The organism is Kitasatospora sp. NPDC127111, from assembly GCF_042677465.1.
In the GTDB taxonomy this organism is placed as follows: Bacteria; Actinomycetota; Actinomycetes; order Streptomycetales; family Streptomycetaceae; genus Kitasatospora.
The window spans coordinates 28,790-46,812 of the sequence record NZ_JBHXTG010000020.1; the positions used below are offsets into that span (position 1 = coordinate 28,790).

Sequence of the window (18,023 nt, forward strand, 5' to 3'; positions counted from 1 at the left end):
CGGGGGTGGTGGTGGGGCGGGTCTGGAATTTCCCGGGGGGCCGGGAAGCCCTCCCTACCTGCCGGGAACGGCTGCTGCCTAGGTTTCCAGGCGCAACAACTCCTGTTGCCGGAACCCGAGTCCACGAGGGGGAAGTGTGGCTGACCTAGAGGCGGGCGTGCTGGCGATCGGCGCGGGCCCGGCGAACCTGGCGCTGGCGGCGGCGATCGAGGAGTGCGGGTCGACCGAGCTGGCCGAGCGCACGCTGCTGCTGGAGCAGGCGCCGGACATCAAGTGGCAGCGCGACCTGCTGATGCCGTGGGCGCGCAGCCAGGTGTCCTTCCTGAAGGACCTGGTGACCCTGCGGGACCCGCGCAGCCGGTTCTCGTTCCTGAACTTCCTGCACCAGCACGGCAGACTCGACCAGTTCATCAACCTGGGCACGTTCCATCCGCACCGCTGGGAGTTCTCCGACTACCTGCAGTGGGTGGCCGCCTCGCTGGAGAAGGTGCGGATCCGCTACGACGCCAGGGCCACCGCCACCGAGCCGCTGTACGACGCGGGGGGCCGGCTCACCGGCTGGCAGGTGACGCTGGCCGACGGCGACACCATCCGCTGCCGGGACCTGGTGATCGGGGCCGGCCGGGACGCGAACGTTCCGGCGGTCTTCGCCGGCCTGTCCGCCGAGAAGGTGATCCACAGCGCCCGCTTCCGCAGCCGGATCGCCGCCGTGGACAAGGAGGCCCCGCTCCGCGCCGTGGTGGTCGGCGGAGCGCAGAGCGCCGCCGAGATGTTCATGGCGGTGTACGAGAACCTGCCGAACTCCAGCGTCACCATGCTGGTCCGCTCGATCGGCCTGCAGAACTACCAGACCAGCAAGTTCGTCAACGAGCTGTTCTACCCGTCCTTCGTCGACGAGTTCTTCGACGCGCCGGCCGAGATGCGCGCCCAGGTGCTGGACGAGATGCGGCTGACCAACTACGCGGGCCTGGCGCCGCCGTTCCTGGACGAGCTGTACCTGATGCTGTACCGGGAGAAGATGATCGGCACCGGCCGCGCCGAGGTGCAGGCGATGACCGAGGTGGTCGCCGCCCGCGAGGAGGACGGCGAGGTGGTGCTCGACCTGCGCGACCGGCGCACCGGCAAGGTCACCGAGCACCGCTGCGACCTGGTGCTGCTCGGCACCGGCTACGACAGCCGGATGCCCGCCCTGGTACGGGAGTTGACCGAGAAGGCGGGTCTGCCGGAGGTCACCGTCAGCCGCAACTACCGGGTCGAGCTGGGCGAGACCGCGGGCGGCGCGCTCTACCTGCAGGGCGTCAACGAGGCCACCCACGGCATCGCCGACTCCCTGATCAGCGTGCTCGCCCACCGGGCCCGGGACATCTGCGGCGAGCTGCTCGACCGGCACACCGCCCTCGCCGACCGGGGGAGCCGGTGATGGGCCGGCTGCTGGTCGTCGCCCCCGGGCCCACCGCCAACGGGGACCTCCACCTCGGTCACCTGGCCGGGCCGTTCCTCTCCGCCGACGTGTGCGCCCGGCACGCCCGCGCGACCGGCCGGGACACCCTGTTCGGCACCGGCGTGCACTTCACCCAGAACTACATCGTCACCACCGCCCGCCGGCTCGGCGAGCAGCCCGAGCGGCTGCGGCTGCGCGCCGCCGAGCAGGTCGAGGCCACGCTCGCCGCGGCCGGCATCGAACCGGACGGCTTCGTCCGGTTCGACGAGCGGTACGCCAAGACCGTCCGGCGGTTCTTCGAACGGCTGCACGCCGAGGGGCACTTGAGGCTCCGGGCGACGCCCTTCCCGTACCTGCCGGCCACCGGGGAGTTCCTCACCGACGCCTACGTGCGCGGCGGCTGCCCGGTGTGCCTGGGCGAGGGCTGCGCCGGGCTGTGCGAGAACTGCGGACACTGGATCGCCTCCGGCGAGCTGATCGGGCCGACGTCCACCCAGCACCCGGAGCTGGCGGTCGAGCTGCGCGACCGCGAGGTGCTGGTGCTGCCGCTGGAGGAGCACCGGGCCGCGCTGACCGCCTACTTCGAGCGGCTCGCCCCTACCATGCGGCCCCGACTGGCCCAGCTGATCGAGGAGTTGATGGCCGCCCCGCTGCCCGACTACCCGATCACCCTGCCGATCGACTGGGGCATCCCCGCGCCGTTCGCCGAGACCCCGGGCCAGGTGCTGTACTCCGACACCGAGACCATCGCCTGGAGCCTGCACACCATCGCGCTGGCCGCCGAGGCCCGCGGCGAGGTGCCCGGCGACGGCGAACGGTACTGGAGCGCCGGGGCCGCGCCCGAAGTGGTGTACTTCTTCGGCTCCGACGCCAGCTTCGCCTTCGCCCTGGCCGGCACCGCCATGCTGCTCGCCCTCGGCGGGCTGGCGCTGCCCGCGTACTTCGTCACCAACGAGTTCTACGAGCTGGACAGCGACAAGTTCTCCACCAGTCGCGGCCACGTGGTGACGGGCCGTCAGCTGGCCGCCGAGGTGCCGCGCGACCTGATCCGCTACTACCTGGCGGCCACCGGACCCGACTTCCAGCGCACCAACTTCACCCGCGCCGCGATGGACCGGGTCTGCGGGCAGCGTCTGGTCGAGCCGTGGAACCGGGTGGCCGAGAAGGCCGAGCGGTTCGTGGGCGCCGGCGAGCTGCCGGTCAGCGAACGCTCCCGGCAGGCCGGGAAGCTGCTGGTGGAACGGTTCGCCGCGGCACTCGGCCCGCGCCGGTTCAGCCTGACCGCCGCCGCCTTCACCCTCACCGAGCAGCTCGCCCGGCTCGACCGCCGGGAGGTCACCGCGCGCGACGCCGGCGACTTCTGGCACGAGCTGGACCTCTTCCTGCGCTGCGCCGCCCCGCTGCTGGTCGACCTGGCCGCCGCGGGTCTGGTCGAGACGGCGATTCCGGCCGAGCCGCGGGCCCGCTCCGTCCGTCCGCGGCCACTGCCCAGGCTGACCGGCGGCAGGCGGTGAGCAGCAGCACCGCCGCGCACGTGGTGGTGGTCGGCGCCGGGGTCACCGGACTGCTCACCGCCGTCGCCTGCGCCCGGGCCGGGCACCGGGTCACCGTGCTGGACCGCGGCCCGGTGCCCAACCCCGACGCCACCTCGTACGACCAGCACCGGGTGATCCGTACCCTGCTGCCCGGCGACCCGGACGGCACCGCCGACCGGCTCGCCGCGCACCGGCACTGGCGGGAGCTGGAGTCCGTGCTCGGCGCCGCGCTGTACCGCCGGGTCGGGGTGGTCACCGCCTGGCCCGAGCACCGGCTCGCCGCGGTCGAGGCGGAGGCGGACCGGGCCGGGGTGGCGGTGGAGCGGCTGACCGCGGGCCGGCTGCCGCTGCTCGGCCTGCCGCCGGGCGCGGGGGCGGTACGGGAGCGCTCGGGCGGGGTGCTGCTCGCCGACCGGGTGCTGCGGGCCGCCGCCCGCTGGCTGGCGGTGCGGCCCGGCGTGGCGCTGCGGCCGTACTGCCGGGTCACCGCCGTCCACCCGGACGCCGGGCGGATCGTGCTGGCCGGTGGCGAGGTGGTCCGCGGGAACGCCGCCCTGCTCTGCGCCGGGCCGTGGACCCGCGAGCTGACGGACCACCGGGTGACGTTGTTCCGGCAGACCATGCTCTACGTGCGCCCGCCCGCGCCGGACGCGCACTGGTGGCAGGCCGCGCCCGCCGCGGGCGGCCTGGGCCGCGAAGGACGCGGCTGGCTGCTGCCGCCGGGTGCCGGCGCCCTGCTCAAGCTCAGCTCGGACACCGTGTGCCGGCCCGTCGACCACACCGACAGCACGGGCGAGGACCAGCGGCCGTACGTCGACCGGCTGGCCGGGGAGGGCATCCTGCCCGGTCTCGGCCGCTACCCGCCGGCGACCGTCCGGGTCTGCCACTACACCGCGGACGCCGTCACCGGCGGTCCCCTGCTGGTCCGGGTCACCCCGGGCCTGTGGGTCCGCGCCGCCTGCGGCGGCAGCGGCTTCTCCACCGCGCCCCTGGTCGCGGAACGCATCGCCACGGCAGTGAAGGAGGCGGCATGACCGACGACGAGCCACCGATCGGCGTCCTCGACGCGCTCAGGGCCACCCCGGCCACCGTCCGCTACCTGCTCGGCGGCGTCCTGGTCAACCAGCTGGGCGCGTTCGTCCAGACCTTCCTGGTGCTCTACCTGACGCACCGGGGGATGTCCGACGGCACCGCCGGCCTCGCCCTCGGCGCGTACAGCCTGGGCACCGTGTTCGGTACGGTGCTCGGCGGCGAGATCACCCACCGGCTCGGCCCGCGCATCACGACGGTCGTCGCGATGACCGGCTCGGCGCCGCTGGTCGCGGTACTGCCGCTGCTGGCCCGGCCCGGGCTGCTCGCCCCGCTGCTGGTCGCGATCGCGCTGGCCGGACTGTTCGCGCAGGCGTACCGGCCGGCCGCGTCGGTGCTGCTCAGCGATCTGATGCCGGAGCGCTACCAGGTGATGGCGTTCTCGATGATGCGGATCGCCCTCAACACCGGTGCGGCCCTCGCGCCGCTGATCGCCGCCGGGGTGATCCTGCTCGACTGGGACCTGCTGTTCTGGCTGGACGGCGCCACCACCCTGGTCTACGCGGGGCTCGCCTACCGGCTGCTGCCCCGGCGCGCGGTGCCGGAGGAGGCGTCGCGGGAGGCGCCGCGGGAGGCGCCGCAGGACCGGACCGAGCGGCGCACCGGCGGCCGGGCGGCGTACGCGGCGATGCTGCGCGACCGGGCGTACCTCGCCTACCTGGCCTCGGTGATGCTGGGCACCGTCGCGTACGTGCAGTCCTCGATCTCGCTGCCGCTGGAGATCGTCGACGACGGCCACCCGACCTGGCTGTACAGCGCGGTGCTCACCGCCTCCTCGGTGGTGCTGATCACCTGCGAGCTGAAGATCACCGCGTACATCACCCGGATCCCCACCCACCTGGCGGTCGGCGTCGGCCACCTGGTCAACTCGATCGGGCTGGCGGTGTACGGACTGGCGGCGCACTCCGGGGCGTTCGTGCTGTTCGGCGCGGTGCTCGCGGTGAGCGGCCTGATGATCGCCGGACCCAGCATGTTCGCGCACCCGGCGACCTTCCCCGCCGAGCTGAAGGCCCGCTACCTCGCCACCATGCAGGCCGTGGCCGGCCTGGCGTCGGCCCTCGGCCCGCTGCTCGGCGTCGTCCTGTGGAACCGGCTCGGCGCGGGCTTCTGGGTGCTGATGGCGCTGGTCAACGGCCTGGCGGGGGTGCTCGCCGTGGCAGGCGTCAAACACCGGGCCGGCCGGCGGGCCGGCGCCGAGGCCGAGCAGGAAGTCGTCGGAGGGACGGTATGAGCGCGCAACCCCCGGTCGCCCGGCCGGTCCTGGTCGTCGGCTACGTGGCCTTCGCGGTGCCCGCCATCGCGGCGTTCCAGCCCGCCGACTCGGTGGTCTACGTGGAGGAGCCGGACGTCGCCCGGAAGCGGCACGTCGCCGAGGCGCTGGAGCAGGTGCCGTTCGTCCGCGGGCTGATCGAGTGGGAGTACCACCTGCCCGGCCGGGCGGACGCCTTCTTCGCGGCCCACCCGGGGCTCGACCCGGTCGCGGTGATCCCCGCCGTGGAGTACGCGGTGCCGTTCGCGGCCCGGCTCGCGGAGCGCTACGGGCTGCCCGGGGCGAGCCTGGGGGCGGCCCAACTCCTGCGCGACAAGCACCAGTTGCGCACGGTCGCGGCCGCCGCGGGGATCGCCAACCCGGTGTCCGAGCCGGTGCGCGGCGCCGCCGAGCTGGCGGGCTTCCTGGCCCGTAACCCCGGGCCGGCGGTGCTGAAGCCCGCCAACCGGCAGGCCTCGGTCGGCACCCGGGTGATCCGCCGCCCGGAGGAGGCCGAGGAGGCGTGGGCGCAGTGCCTGGCCCAGGACGAGGGGGTGTTCGTCCCGGACCGGCCGATCGAGCCGTCGATGCTGGCCGAACGCTTCGTCAGCGGACCGGAGTTCAGCGTGGAGCTGCTGGTCGCCCGCGGCCGCCCGGTGTTCGCGAACACCACCGGCAAGGTGCTCTACCCCGGCCCGTACCCGATCGAGGCCGGACACACCGTCCCCGCCGAACTGCCCGAGGAGCAGCGCGAACTGCTGGTCGCCGAGACGGAGCGGCTGACCGCCGCGGTCGGCTTCGGCGACGGGGTGCTGCACTGCGAGTGGATCCTGGAGGACGGCGTCCCGGTGCTGGTGGAGTGCGCCGGACGGCTCCCCGGCGACTCGATCGCCGATCTGATCGAGGCCGCCTACCCGGTCGAACTCGTGCGCGCCTACTTCGCGTTGATGAGCGGTGAGCCGGTCGGCCCGCTGCCCGGGCGGGCCGCGCACGCGACCGCCGCCCGCTTCCTGGCCCCCGACCGGCCCGGCACCGTGACCGCCGTGCACGGGCTGGACGCGGCGGCCGCCGCCGAGGGCGTGCTGCTGGCCGCGATCGGCATCGGCCCGGGCCACCGCACCGCCGGGCTGCGCAGCTCCTGGGACCGGGTCGGGATCGTCACCACCCGGGCCGGCAGCCCCGCCGAGGCCCGCCGGCTCGCCGACGCGGCCGCCGCCCTGGTCCGGATCGAACTCGACAGCACCGAGGAGAACTCATGACCCAGCGTCAGGAAGGGGATGCCGTGCCCACCGCCGGCACGCTGCTGGTGATCGGCAGCGGACTGAAGGAGTACCGCGAGTACCTGGTCGGCCCGATCAGCCGCCGCGCCCGCGCCGCCGGGCTGGACCTGGTGCTGGTCAACAACCTGCGGCCGACCTGGCAGCGCGAGTACTTCGACGAGATCGTGGTCGCCAACGTCTTCGACACCGAGGTGATGAACGCCACCGTCCGCGAGATCGCCGCGCGTCGGACCGTCGTCGGGCTGCTCTGCTGGGACGAGCCGCTGGTGCTGGACGCCGGCCTGCTGGCCGCCGAACTCGGCGTGCCGGGCCTGTCCGAGCGCGGCGTGCGCGGGGTGCGCGACAAGGACCGCACCCGCACCGTGCTCACCGCCGCCGGCCTGCGCCAGCCGGGCTTCGCGCTCACCACCGGCCTGGACGAGGCCCGGGCCGCCGCCGAGCGGATCGGCTACCCGGTGGTGCTCAAGCCGCGCGCCATGGGCGCCAGCATCGGCGTGGTCTTCGCCGCCCGCGCGGACGAACTCGACGCGGCCTTCGACACCGCGCTCTCCGCCAGCCGGGTCGACCCGGGGCCGTACCGGGCCAGCGTGATCGTCGAGGAGTACGCGGGCGGACCGGAGATCAGCGTCGACGGCGCCGTCCACAAGGGCGAGTACCTGCCGCTGTTCCTGGCCCGCAAGTACAGCAGCGACGAGCCGTACTTCGAGGAGGTCGGCCACGTCGTCGACGCCGCCGACCCGCTGCTCGCCGACCCCGCCCTGCTGGAGGTGCTGGCGAGCGCCCACCGGGCGCTCGGCGTGGAGGACGGCATCACCCACACCGAGCTGCGGCTCACCGACCGCGGCCCGCTGATCGTCGAGGTGAACGGCCGGCTCGGCGGCGACCTGATCCCGCTGCTCGGCCGGATCGCCACCGGCCTGGAGCCCGGCGAGGTGCTCTTCGACGTCGCGGTCGGCCGCCGCCCGGAGATCGCCCCCACCCGCGCCGCGGTGGCCGGGATCCGCTTCGGCTACCCCGAGCGGGACTGCCGGCTGGACGCGGTGACCGTGCCCGCAGCCGGGGACGCCGCGGGCCTGGTCACCGCCGCCCCGATGGCCCCGCCCGGGACCGTGCTGCGGCTGCCTCCCGGCGGCTACCTGGCCCGGCACTCCTTCGTGGTCTGCGAGGCCGACACCCCGGCCGCCTGCGAGCAGCGGCTCGACGCCGCCGCCGCGCTGGTCCGCCTGGACACCTCCCCGGTGGAGCCGCCCGCGCAGGACGCGCCGTTCGCGATGCCCGCCGGACTGCTGGACGTGGACGAGTGAGCGCCGTGGACGCCGCCGGGGCGCCGCAGCACGCGGCGGAGATCCTGCGCCGGGCCCGCGCGCTGGCACCGGTGCTGCGCGAGCGCGCGGCGGAGATCGAGGCCAACCGCACGCTGCCCGCCGACGTGGTGGAGCTGCTGCGCGGCACCGGTGTGTTCCGGATGTGCTTCGCCCGCGAGTGGGGCGGCCCGGAGCTCACCTCGCTGGAGCAGCTGGCCGTGGTGGAGGCGCTCGCGTACGGCGACGCCTCGGCGGCCTGGTGTGCCGTGATCGGCGCCAACAGCGGCCTGCTGGGCAACTTCCTCGACCAGTCGGTGGTCAAGGAGGTCTACCCGAGCCTGGACCTGATCACCGCGGGCGTGCTGGCGCCGGCCGGCCGGGCCGAGCGGGTGCCCGGTGGGTTCCGGCTCAGCGGCCGCTGGTCCTTCGGCTCCGGCATCAAGCACAGCGACTGGGTGACGTCCGGCGCGTTCATCTTCCAGGACGGCGAGCCCTGGGCCGCCCCGGGCAGCGAGCACGCGCACGACTCCCGGCAGTTCCTGGTGCCGCGCTCCGCGGTCGGGGTGGTGGAGAACTGGGACACCACCGGCCTGTGCGGGACGGGCAGTTGCGACTACACGATGACCGACGTGTTCGTCCCCGAGGAGCACACCTTCACCTTCTACGAGGTCCGCGGCACGCCGAGCCCGCTCGCCCAGCCGGACTCCTTCATGCGCGCGCTGTGCGGCGTCCCGCTCGGCGTCGCCCGGGCCGCGCTCGACCACGCCCGCGGGATCGCGAGCGACCGGTTCGACCGGATGGCCGGCCGCGCGTGGTCGGAGAGCTGGCGGGTGCAGACCGAACTCGCCCGCTGCGAGGCGGAGTTCAACGCCGCCAGGGAGGGCGTGTACGGGGCCCTGCGACGGCAGTGGGAGGTGCTGGCGGCCGGCGGGACCCTCGACGACCTGACCCCCACCGAGCGCGCCGCCTCCCCGCTCGCCTGGCTGCACGCCTTCCGCGCCTCCCGGGCCGTCGTCAACCGGCTCTACGACCTGCTGCAGACCTGGTCGATCAACCGCACCTCGCCGATGGACCGCTGGCTGCGCGACACCGCCGTGATGTGCCAGAACCTCACCGCCCAGGACGCGGTGCTGGAGTCGGTCGGCGCCTACCTGCTGGGCCGGCCGCCGCTGTTCCGGATCAGCCTCGGCCTGGACCGCTGACCCCGTGGAAGGACGTGACGCCATGACGACGGAGATCCTGCGCCGGGCCCGCGCGCTGGCGCCGGTGCTGCGCGAGCGCGCACCGGAGATCGAGGCCAACCGCACGCTGCCCGCCGAGGTGGTCGAACTGCTACGCGGCACCGGCGTGTTCGGGATGTGCTTCGGCCGCGAGTGGGGCGGCCCGGAGCTCACCTCGATGGAGCAGACCGAGGTGGTCGAGGCGCTCGCGTACGGCGACGCCTCGGCGGCCTGGTGCGCCGTGATCGGCGCCAACACCGGCATCTACGCCAACTTCCTGGACCAGACCGTGGCCAAGGAGCTCTTCCCGCGCCTGGACCTGGTGGTGGCCGGCCTGCTCCAGCCCTCCGGCCGGGCCGAGCGGGTGCCCGGTGGGTTCCGGCTCAGCGGCCGCTGGTCCTTCGGCTCCGGCATCAGGCACGCCGACTGGGTGACGTCCGGCGCCTTCATCTTCCAGGACGGCGAGCCGTGGGCCGCGCCGGGCAGCAAGCACGCGCACGACTCCCGGCAGTTCCTGGTGCCCCGCTCCGCGGTCCGGGTGGTGGAGAACTGGGACACCACCGGCCTGTGCGGCAGCGGCAGTTGCGACTACACCATGACCGACGTGTTCGTCCCGGAGGAGCACACCTACACCTTCGCCACCGTGCACGGCCGCCGCGGCCCGCTCGCCCAGCCCGACGCCTTCACCCGGGCGATGTGCGGAGTGCCGCTCGGCGTGGCCCGCGCCGCCCTCGACCACGCCCGCGAGATCGCCACCACCCGGTTCGACCGGATGGCCGGCCGGGCGTGGGCCGACAGCTGGCGGGTGCAGACCGAACTGGCCCGCCTGGAGGCCGAGTTCAACGCCACCCGGGAGGGCGTGTACGGCAGCATGCGCCGCCAGTGGGAGGTGCTCGCGGCCGGCGGGACCCTCGACGACCTGACCCCCACCGAGCGCGCCGCCTCCCCGCTCGCCTGGCTGCACGCCTTCCGCAACTCCCGGGCCGTCGTGGCCCGCACCTACGACCTGCTGCAGACCTGGTCGATCAACCGCTCCTCGCCGATGGACCGCTGGCTGCGCGACACCGCCGTGATGGCCCAGCACCTGGTCGCCCAGGACCGCATCCTGCAGTCCGCCGGGGCGTATCTGCTCGGCGGCACGCCCGAGTTCGGCATCAGCCTCGGCCTCGTCTGACTCCAGCCCGCCGCGCCCGAGCGCGGCCCGGAAAAGGGAACCCATGAGCAGACCCGTCCTTCTGGTCAACCCCAACAAGGTGCATCCGCCGATCGCGCCCTACGCGCTCGACGTGCTGACCACCGCGCTGGAGACCGCCGGCTTCGAGGTGGAGGTCCTGGACCTGACCTTCCACCGCGAGGACTGGAAGACCAGCCTGAGCGAGTACTTCGCGGAGCGCAGCCCGATGCTGGTCGGGGTGACCGTCCGCAACACCGACACCGTGTACGCCTTCGAGCAGCGCCCGTTCGTCGGCGAGCACCGGGAGATCATCACCGAGATCCGCCGGCTCACCGACGCCCCGATCGTCGGCGGCGGGATCGGCTTCTCCACCATGCCGTTCGCCCTCGTCGAGTACTTCGGCATCGAGTACGGCGTGAAGGGCCCCGGCGAGAAGATCCTCTGCGAGCTGGCCTCCGCGCTGGCCGAGGGCCGGGACACCGCGGGTGTCGCCGGGCTGATCCGCAACACCGAGCGGGGCGCCGTCCGGGTCCCGCCCGCGGTGCTCACCGTCCGCCACGGCGAGACCCAGACCGTGGACGCCACCGGACGGTTCGAGCCCAGGGTGTGGCAGGTCGACCGGCAGTCCGTGTACCGGCGGCGATCCGGGGAGCGCTACCGGGTCGACAACCTGGAGTACTACCGGCGCGGCGGCCTCGGCTCGATCCTCACCAAGAACGGCTGCGCCTACCGCTGCTCGCACTGCGTGGAGCCGGACGCCAAGGGCACCCGGTACGGGCAGCGGGAGATCACCGCCGTGGTGGACGAGATGGAGGACCTGGCCGCCCAGGGCATCCTCGACCAGCACACCACCGACAGCGAGTTCAACCTCTCCATCGCCCACGCCAAGGCGCTGCTGCGGGAGATCGTCCGCCGCCGGCACGGCGACCGGGACAACCCGCTGAACGAGCTGCGGCTCTGGGTCTACTGCCAGCCCAGCCCGTTCGACGAGGAGTTCGCCGACCTGCTGGCCGAGGCCGGCTGCCGCGGCGTCAACGTCGGCAGCGACCACATCCGCCCCGAGGTGCTGAGCGGCTGGAAGGTGACCGAGAAGGGCAGCACCTACTACACCTTCGCGGACACCGAACGGCTGGTACGGCTGTGCCGAGAACGCGGCATCCTCACCATGGTGGAGGCGCTGTTCGGCATGCCGGGGGAGACCCAGGAGACCGTGAAGGCGTGCGTGGACGCCTTCATGGCGCTGGACGCCACCGTCACCGGCTTCTCGCTCGGGCTGCGGCTCTTCCCGTACACCCCGATGGGCATGGAGCTGGCCGAGCGGTGCGACGGGGTGCGCACCGTCCCCGGCCTGCAGTCCAACACCGCGAGCGGCCCGATCGTGCTCAAGCCGCTGCGGCGGTGCGCCTCCCCGGCCGAGTACGAACGGCAGTTCATGTTCGACGAGCAGGGCAACTTCCGACTGGTCTGCTACTTCTCGCCCGGGCTGCTGCCCGACCCGGCGCGGGCCACCGACCCCGGGGAGCGCTGGCACGGCGCGGTCACGGCGCTGTGGGAGCTGGTCGACCCGGCCGAGCACCACCGGGTGATGCTGCCGACCGTCGAGGGCATGAGCGAGCACGACAACAACTACGCCGACAACCCGTTCCTCACCAGCCTGAGCGGACTCGGGTACACCGGGGCCTTCTGGTCGCACTGGCGCGGCCGGGAGGAGATCCTGCGCAAGGCCCGGGAGGGGAACGCCGCGCTCGCCCCCTCCTGCGCGCCGGACCGAACCACCCGTCGAGAGCCGATCGACGTCCGATGACATTTTGGACACTTGAGGACGCGGTTTGACGGCTCCATGATGAGGCACGGAATCATCACCGCCGGGGCCCCGTGGACCATCCGCATCCGCACCGCCCGCCGCCGACCACACACGTCACGAGGGGTAGATGAACCAGCACGGGAGTTCCGCGCCGCTGACCGTGCTCCTCGCCGACGTCCAGCCGGCCGTCCGGCAGGGCGTGCGCGCCATGGTGGAGGCCTCCGGCGGCCTCGCGGTGGTCGGCGAGGCCGGCACCACCGGCGAGGTGCTCGCCGCCTCCACCCGGCACCGCCCGGACGTCCTGGTCCTCGACCCGCTGATGGACGACGCCCCGGACCTGCGGATGATCAGCCAGGTGGTGCGGCTCACCCCGGAGACCGGCGTGCTGGTCTTCAGCACCCTGGACGACGACAAGACGGTGGCCTCCGCCTTCCACGCCGGCGCCCGCGGCTACCTGGTCAAACGCGCCACCGCCGACCAGATCCTGCGCGGCATCCACGCCGTCGGCGCCGGCGAGGCGATCGTCGACCGCACCATCGCCGCCCGGCTCGCAGCCCTGATCGGCCCCGCGCCCGGCCCGCGCAGCTACCCCTTCCCGCAACTCAGCGACCGTGAGCGCGACGTGCTGGAACACCTCGCCGCCGGCCGGTCCAACACGGCGATCGCCCGGGAGCTCGCCCTCGCCTCCAAGACCATCAGCAACCGCATCTCCAGCATCTTCGGAAAGCTCGGCGTCGCCGACCGGGCCCAGGCCATCGTGCTCGCCCGGGACGCCGGCCTCGGCCTCACCCGCGCCTGAAGGACCCGTCAACTCCTCACACCCCAGCCACGATCGGAGCCGGACCATGCCCGAAACCGCCCCCGGCCTCACCATCCGCCGCCAGGAACCCGCCCGGCTCGAACGCGCCCACGGCCTCGACCTGGGGCTGCTCCACCCCTGGGGCGACCTCACCGCCCCCTTCCACGGCGCCTGGTGCGTGCTGCGCCCCGGCGACGTCACGGACGTCCACCGGCACACCGAACGCGAACTCTTCATCTGCATGGCCGGCCGCGGCGAGGTGCGCACCGCCGACGGCAGCCACCCCGTCGCCGCCGGCGACCTCGTCCTGCTGCCCGTCGACACCGACCACGCGGTGGCCAACCCGCACGACGAGGACTTCACCTACTACGCCATCTGGTGGCAGGCGTGAACCCCCGGCAGATCGACTACGAGGGCCGCCGCTTCCACACCCCCGACGGCGACCACCGCACCGTCGCCGTCTACCACCAACAGGGCGACCTGGTCTGGGGCGAGGTCACCGGAGGCACCGTCCAACGCGGCTGGACGGCCGGCACCCAACAGGAGGACGGCACCCTCGCCATGGGCTACACCATCGTCTTCACCAGCGGCGAAGTGGTCTGCGGCCGCACCAGCAACACCCCCTCGCTCACCCACGACGGCCGCATCCGCCTGCACGAGCAGTGGGAGCGCTACGGCCCGCACGCCGCCCACGGCACCTCCACCCTCGAAGAGGTGGCCGGATGACCGCCCCCGACTGGGCGCTGCTCGACAAGCACACCACCGGCGCCCTGCTGCGCCCCGGCGACGCCGCCTTCGCCGACTCCTCCACCCCGTTCAACCGCCGGTACGCCGACCGGGCCCCCGCCGCCGTCCTGCAGGCCGCCGACCGCGCCGACGTCATGCGGGCCATCGACTGGGCCCGGGAGCACGGCGTGCCGATCGTCCCGCGCGGCGGCGGCCACTCGTACGCCGGCCACTCCGTCAACACCGGCCTGGTGGTCGACCTGCGCGCCCTGGACGCGATCTCCGTCGACCCCGCGGACGGACGGGTCACCGTCGGCGGCGGCGTCCTCACCGGGGCCCTCTACGCCGCGCTGCGCCCGCACCGGCTCGCCCTGCCGCTCGGCAACGGCGCGGGCGTCGGCATCGCCGGACTCGCCCTCGGCGGCGGCTCCGCCGCCACCTCCCGCAAACTGGGCCTGACCGCCGACACCCTGCTCCACACCACCCTGGCCACCGCCGACGGCCGGGCCCTCGACTGCGACCGGCGGCGCAACCCCGACCTCTACTGGGCCTGCCGGGGCGGCGGCGGAGGCAACTTCGGCATCAACCTCGACCTCACCTTCCAGGCCGTGGAGGCCCCCGCCGCCAGCACCTGCCTGCTGCTCTGGGAGGCCGAGCACGCCCCCGCGGTCTTCGACGCCGTCCAGCGGCTGATGCTCACCACCCCCGAGGAGACCTCGCTCCGGCTCGGCGTCGCCACCTCCGGGCGCACCGGCACCGTCGTCTCCGCGATCGGGCTCCACCTCGGCCCCGCCGCCGACCTGCGCGAGCTGCTCGCCCCCGCGTTCGCCGCCGGCACGCCGCTGCGCGCCGAGATCGCCGACCGGGACTTCTGGGACGCCATGGATCATCTCCAGCACGACACCAGCGCCGGCGCGTTCGCCGTCCGGACCCACTTCGCCACGCGGCCGCTGCCGGCCGCGGCGGTCGACGCCGCCCTCGCCCACCTGGCGGCCTGGCCCGGCAGCGACAACCCCGACGGCTGCGGCTTCGCCCTGTTCGGCTGGGGCGGCGCGATCAACCGGGTCCACCCGCAGGACACCGCCTTCGTCCACCGCGGCGCCGAGTACCTGGTCAGCCTCGACACCTCCTGGCAGGAGGGCGACGACCCCGGCACGGTGGCCGCCAACCTGGCCTGGCTCGCCGAACTGGACCGCCTGATCGTTCCGCACGCGATCACCGGCGCCTACCTGAACTTCACCGACCCGGACCTGCGGGACTGGCGGGACGCCTACTACGGTGCGAACTATCCGCGGCTGGTCGCCACCAAGCGCCGCCACGACCCGGACGGACTGTTCCGCTTCCCCCAGTCCATCGGCAGCTGACCCATCCCTCCACCCGCACGCTGACCGACCGTCAGCTCGGTTCCCCATGCCCGGAAGGACACCACCGTGTCGCCGCGTACCGCCCAGCCCCGGCACTACCTGATGTGCCGTCCCGCCCACTTCACCGTCGACTACTCGATCAACCCGTGGATGGACCCGGCGAAGCCCACCGACAACGGCGCGGCGCTGGCCCAGTGGGAGCAGCTGCACGCCCTGTTCCTCCGGCTCGGGCACACCGTGGAGCTGATCGACCCGCTCCCCGGCCTGCCCGACATGGTGTTCGCCGCCAACGGCGCCACCGTCGTCGACGGCAAGGTGCTGGTGGCGCGGTTCCGGTACCGGGAACGGGTCGCCGAGGCCCCGGCGTACGCCGCCTGGTTCCGGGAGAACGGCTACCGCGAAGTGCGGCAGGCCGCCCACACCAACGAGGGCGAGGGCGACCTGCTGGTGGTCGGCGAGCGGATCCTGGCCGGCAGCGGCTTCCGCACCGACACCCGGGCGCACGCCGAGGCCGCCGCGTTCCTCGACCGCGAGGTGGTCACCCTGGAGCTGACCGACCCGCGCTACTACCACCTGGACACCGCGCTCGCCGTGCTCGGCGACACCGAGATCATGTACTACCCGGAGGCCTTCGCCCCCGACTCCCGCGCCGTGCTGGAGCGGCTGTACCCGGACGCCCTCCTGGCCACCGCCGGCGACGCCCAGGTCTTTGGCCTCAACGCCGTCTCCGACGGCGAGCACGTCATCCTCCCGGAAGCGGCCGTCCACCTCGCCGAGCGGCTGCGCGAGCGCGGCTTCACCCCGATCGGCGTCAACCTCACCGAACTGCTCCGGGCGGGCGGCAGCGTCAAGTGCTGCACCCTGGAGCTGCGCCACTGACACCGGGGCCCTCGTGCGCGCGGCCTTTCCCGGAGATCGGGCGGACCGGGCGGGCCGGCTCGGCGTAGGCTGGGCAGTGTTCCTGACGGTCCGTCGGAGATCGTGTCCGCGGCCGGATCGTCGCCGAGGTCGACCGGTGGAGGCTGGTTCCGATGCCCCCAGCACCGCGTGGGTGGCTCGGGCTGATCGCGGCCCTCGCCGCGTCGGTGGTCGCCGTGCTCGGGATCCGGTACGCCGGAGCGGGTGAGCCCGGCGCGGTGGACGCGCGGATCCTGGCGGCGGTGGACGGTGTGGGGCCGCCGTGGCGGTACGCCGCCCTGGTGGCGGACTTCCTGGGGGAGCCGGTGGGAGCCGCGGCGCTGGTCGCGGTCATGGTGGCGGGCTGCCTGCTGCTCCGGCGTCCGCGCGCGGCGGTGCTCGTCGTCGCCGGCGCCGGTACGGCCGTGGGGACGGCGACGCTGCTCAAGCACCTGGTGGGGCGCACCATCCACGGTGGGAACCTGTCCTACCCCAGCGGGCACACCGCCTTCGCCACCGCGCTCGCCCTCGTGGTGGCGATGCTCGCGGCGCGCCGCCGGGGCCGGGACGGACCCGGGCCCGGCGGCGCGGTCGGCACCGCGCTCGTGCTCGCGGCGCCGCCGGTCGCCGGCGTCGCCATGGGCTGGGCGCAGGTCGCCCTGGGCGCGCACTATCCGACCGACGCCCTCGGCGGCTGGTGCACCGCGCTGGCGGTGGTACCGGCGACCGCCTGGCTGGTCGACCGGACCGCCGACCGGCTGGCCGACCGGACGGCCGGCGCCGGTCGGCGGGAGCGTCGCTGAGCCGGCGTCACACCGAGCGGCGGAAGACGGGCTTCACCGGCCGCCCGCCCAGCCAGGGGGTGGGGTCGGCGGCGTCGAGCGCCTTCCGGTACACGGCACCCGCCCGGGCCACCACGTCGACGGTGTGGTCGATGTCGGCGTCGCCGAGCGCGCCGCTCACCACGAACGACGGGGCCAGCACCCCGCCCGCGAGGAGCTGGCGCAGGAACAGGGTGCGGTACCGCTGCGACGGTTGCCCGTTCTCGTCGAGGGTGGCGAAGACCAGGTTGCTGGCCCGGCCCCGGACGAGGAGGTGGTCGCCGACGCCCGCGCCGGCGGCGGCCTCGCGGACACCGGCGGCCAACCGCTCGCCGAGGTCGTGCAGCCGGGCGGTGACTCCCTCCTCGACGTAGACGGCCTGCACGGCCATCGCGGCGGCCAGCGCGTGCGTCTCCGCACCGTGCGTGGTGGACAGCAGGAACACCCGGTCGCCGGAGTGGCGCAGCCCGCCGCGCTCCATCAGGTCGCGGCGCCCGGCCAACGCGGCGACGGCGAACCCGTTGCCCAGCGCCTTGCCGAAGGTGGAGAGGTCGGGGACGACGCCGTACAGGCCCTGGGCGCCCGCCTCGGACCAGCGGAAGCCGGTGATCATCTCGTCGAAGACCAGGACGCAGCCGTGCCGGTCGGCCAGCTCGCGCAGGCCGGCGAGGTACCCGGGCGGCGGCTCGGTGGCGCCGGCGGGTTCGAGGATCAGGCAGGCGACCTCGCCCCGGTACCGGGTGAGCAGCTCCTCCGTGGCGGCGAGGTCCCCGTACGGGAACGCCACGGTGAGCTCGGTGGTGGCCGCCGGAATTCCGGCGTCCATCGGTGTGGTGCCGATGAACCAGTCGTCGACGGAGAAGAACGGGTGGTCGCCGCAGATGGCCACCCGCGGGCGCCCGGTGACGGCGCGGGCGAGTCGCACCGCGGCGGTGGTGACGTCGGAGCCGTTCTTGGCGAACTTCACCATCTCGGCGGTCGGCACCGTGGCGAGGAAACGCTCCGCGGCCTCGACCTCCACGATGGACGGCCGGACGAAGTTGCTGCCGCGGTCGAGTTCCCGCCGCACCGCCTCCAGCACGCGTGGGTGGGCGTGGCCGAGGCTGACCGAGCGCAGGCCGGAGCCGTACTCGACGTAGCGGTTGCCGTCGACGTCCCACACGTGGGCACCGCGGCCGTGGCTGATCACCGGGGCCAGGTGCTCGGGGTACTGGTCGTCGCCCTTGGCGTAGGTGTGCGCGCCCCCGGGGACCATGGCGTGCAGCCTCGCGTTCGCCATCCGCGACCGGGGCAGGACGAACTCCTCGGTGTCCATGCCGG

At 74.1% G+C, this 18,023-nt stretch carries 15 protein-coding genes and 1 pseudogene; 15 read left to right on the plus strand and 1 reads right to left on the minus strand.

What is annotated here, in order from left to right; genetic code table 11:
• Positions 1–136 precede the first annotated feature (136 nt).
• The 15 genes and pseudogenes from ACFVHB_RS15260 to ACFVHB_RS15330 all read left to right on the plus strand — a co-directional run bounded on the left by ACFVHB_RS15260 (position 137) and on the right by ACFVHB_RS15330 (position 16,685).
• On the plus strand, positions 137–1,420 hold the full coding sequence (locus tag ACFVHB_RS15260; RefSeq protein ID WP_380320911.1) for a lysine N(6)-hydroxylase/L-ornithine N(5)-oxygenase family protein: 1,284 nt from the start codon (positions 137–139) through the stop codon (positions 1,418–1,420).
• Positions 1,420–2,955, plus strand: a complete 1,536-nt coding sequence (locus ACFVHB_RS15265; protein ID WP_380320914.1) for a class I tRNA ligase family protein — start codon at positions 1,420–1,422, stop codon at positions 2,953–2,955. The genes ACFVHB_RS15260 and ACFVHB_RS15265 overlap by 1 nt, the downstream gene beginning before the upstream one ends.
• A complete protein-coding gene (locus tag ACFVHB_RS15270) occupies positions 2,952–4,010 on the plus strand; it encodes an NAD(P)/FAD-dependent oxidoreductase (protein WP_380320917.1) in 1,059 nt (352 codons plus the stop codon). The genes ACFVHB_RS15265 and ACFVHB_RS15270 overlap by 4 nt, the downstream gene beginning before the upstream one ends.
• Positions 4,007–5,296 (plus strand): MFS transporter, encoded by a 1,290-nt coding sequence (locus tag ACFVHB_RS15275; protein WP_380320920.1) that lies wholly within the window; start codon positions 4,007–4,009, stop codon positions 5,294–5,296. The genes ACFVHB_RS15270 and ACFVHB_RS15275 overlap by 4 nt, the downstream gene beginning before the upstream one ends.
• Positions 5,293–6,573: an ATP-grasp domain-containing protein gene (locus ACFVHB_RS15280; protein WP_380320922.1), complete on the plus strand. Its 1,281-nt coding sequence runs from the start codon at positions 5,293–5,295 to the stop codon at positions 6,571–6,573. Before ACFVHB_RS15275 ends, ACFVHB_RS15280 begins: the two co-directional genes overlap by 4 nt.
• Positions 6,570–7,898, plus strand: coding sequence for an ATP-grasp domain-containing protein (locus ACFVHB_RS15285; protein WP_380320925.1), 1,329 nt, complete (start codon positions 6,570–6,572; stop codon positions 7,896–7,898). Before ACFVHB_RS15280 ends, ACFVHB_RS15285 begins: the two co-directional genes overlap by 4 nt.
• The gene (locus tag ACFVHB_RS15290; RefSeq protein WP_380320928.1) at positions 7,895–9,100 is read left to right on the plus strand and encodes an acyl-CoA dehydrogenase family protein; all 1,206 of its coding nucleotides are present in this window, start codon (positions 7,895–7,897) and stop codon (positions 9,098–9,100) included. The genes ACFVHB_RS15285 and ACFVHB_RS15290 overlap by 4 nt, the downstream gene beginning before the upstream one ends.
• Positions 9,101–9,122: 22 nt before the next feature.
• Complete coding sequence (locus ACFVHB_RS15295; RefSeq protein ID WP_380320931.1) at positions 9,123–10,292, plus strand: acyl-CoA dehydrogenase family protein; 1,170 nt, start codon at positions 9,123–9,125, stop codon at positions 10,290–10,292.
• Between the two features lie 43 nt (positions 10,293–10,335).
• Positions 10,336–12,096: a tryptophan 2-C-methyltransferase gene (tsrT, locus tag ACFVHB_RS15300; RefSeq protein ID WP_380320934.1), complete on the plus strand. Its 1,761-nt coding sequence runs from the start codon at positions 10,336–10,338 to the stop codon at positions 12,094–12,096.
• 127 nt (positions 12,097–12,223) lie between these two features.
• Positions 12,224–12,895: a LuxR C-terminal-related transcriptional regulator gene (locus tag ACFVHB_RS15305; RefSeq protein WP_380320937.1), complete on the plus strand. Its 672-nt coding sequence runs from the start codon at positions 12,224–12,226 to the stop codon at positions 12,893–12,895.
• Between the two features lie 46 nt (positions 12,896–12,941).
• Complete coding sequence (locus ACFVHB_RS15310; RefSeq protein WP_380320940.1) at positions 12,942–13,286, plus strand: cupin domain-containing protein; 345 nt, start codon at positions 12,942–12,944, stop codon at positions 13,284–13,286.
• Positions 13,283–13,621, plus strand: coding sequence for a hypothetical protein (locus ACFVHB_RS15315; protein ID WP_380320943.1), 339 nt, complete (start codon positions 13,283–13,285; stop codon positions 13,619–13,621). The genes ACFVHB_RS15310 and ACFVHB_RS15315 overlap by 4 nt, the downstream gene beginning before the upstream one ends.
• Positions 13,618–14,985: an FAD-binding oxidoreductase gene (locus ACFVHB_RS15320; protein ID WP_380320946.1), complete on the plus strand. Its 1,368-nt coding sequence runs from the start codon at positions 13,618–13,620 to the stop codon at positions 14,983–14,985. The genes ACFVHB_RS15315 and ACFVHB_RS15320 overlap by 4 nt, the downstream gene beginning before the upstream one ends.
• A gap of 60 nt (positions 14,986–15,045) precedes the next feature.
• A pseudogene (gene ddaH, locus ACFVHB_RS15325) lies at positions 15,046–15,864 on the plus strand (dimethylargininase); the annotation flags it as partial.
• Positions 15,865–16,016: 152 nt separating this feature from the next.
• Positions 16,017–16,685: a phosphatase PAP2 family protein gene (locus ACFVHB_RS15330; protein WP_380320949.1), complete on the plus strand. Its 669-nt coding sequence runs from the start codon at positions 16,017–16,019 to the stop codon at positions 16,683–16,685.
• A 7-nt stretch (positions 16,686–16,692) separates the two neighbouring features.
• Here ACFVHB_RS15330 and ACFVHB_RS15335 read toward each other — a convergent pair whose 3' ends face one another.
• Positions 16,693–18,018 carry a glutamate-1-semialdehyde 2,1-aminomutase gene (locus ACFVHB_RS15335; protein WP_380320952.1) on the minus strand — a complete coding sequence of 442 codons (1,326 nt, stop codon included), beginning with the start codon at positions 18,016–18,018 and terminating at the stop codon, positions 16,693–16,695.
• Positions 18,019–18,023: the final 5 nt, after the last annotated feature.

Coding starts and splice junctions, on each gene's coding strand:
- ACFVHB_RS15335 (WP_380320952.1), bottom strand. CDS start 18,018: ATGGACACCGAGGAGTTCGTCCTGCCCCGGTCGCGGATGGCGAACGCG.
- ACFVHB_RS15320 (WP_380320946.1), top strand. CDS start 13,618: ATGACCGCCCCCGACTGGGCGCTGCTCGACAAGCACACCACCGGCGCC.
- tsrT (WP_380320934.1), top strand. CDS start 10,336: ATGAGCAGACCCGTCCTTCTGGTCAACCCCAACAAGGTGCATCCGCCG.
- ACFVHB_RS15265 (WP_380320914.1), top strand. CDS start 1,420: ATGGGCCGGCTGCTGGTCGTCGCCCCCGGGCCCACCGCCAACGGGGAC.
- ACFVHB_RS15275 (WP_380320920.1), top strand. CDS start 4,007: ATGACCGACGACGAGCCACCGATCGGCGTCCTCGACGCGCTCAGGGCC.
- ACFVHB_RS15330 (WP_380320949.1), top strand. CDS start 16,017: ATGCCCCCAGCACCGCGTGGGTGGCTCGGGCTGATCGCGGCCCTCGCC.
- ACFVHB_RS15310 (WP_380320940.1), top strand. CDS start 12,942: ATGCCCGAAACCGCCCCCGGCCTCACCATCCGCCGCCAGGAACCCGCC.
- ACFVHB_RS15285 (WP_380320925.1), top strand. CDS start 6,570: ATGACCCAGCGTCAGGAAGGGGATGCCGTGCCCACCGCCGGCACGCTG.
- ACFVHB_RS15305 (WP_380320937.1), top strand. CDS start 12,224: ATGAACCAGCACGGGAGTTCCGCGCCGCTGACCGTGCTCCTCGCCGAC.
- ACFVHB_RS15295 (WP_380320931.1), top strand. CDS start 9,123: ATGACGACGGAGATCCTGCGCCGGGCCCGCGCGCTGGCGCCGGTGCTG.
- ACFVHB_RS15280 (WP_380320922.1), top strand. CDS start 5,293: ATGAGCGCGCAACCCCCGGTCGCCCGGCCGGTCCTGGTCGTCGGCTAC.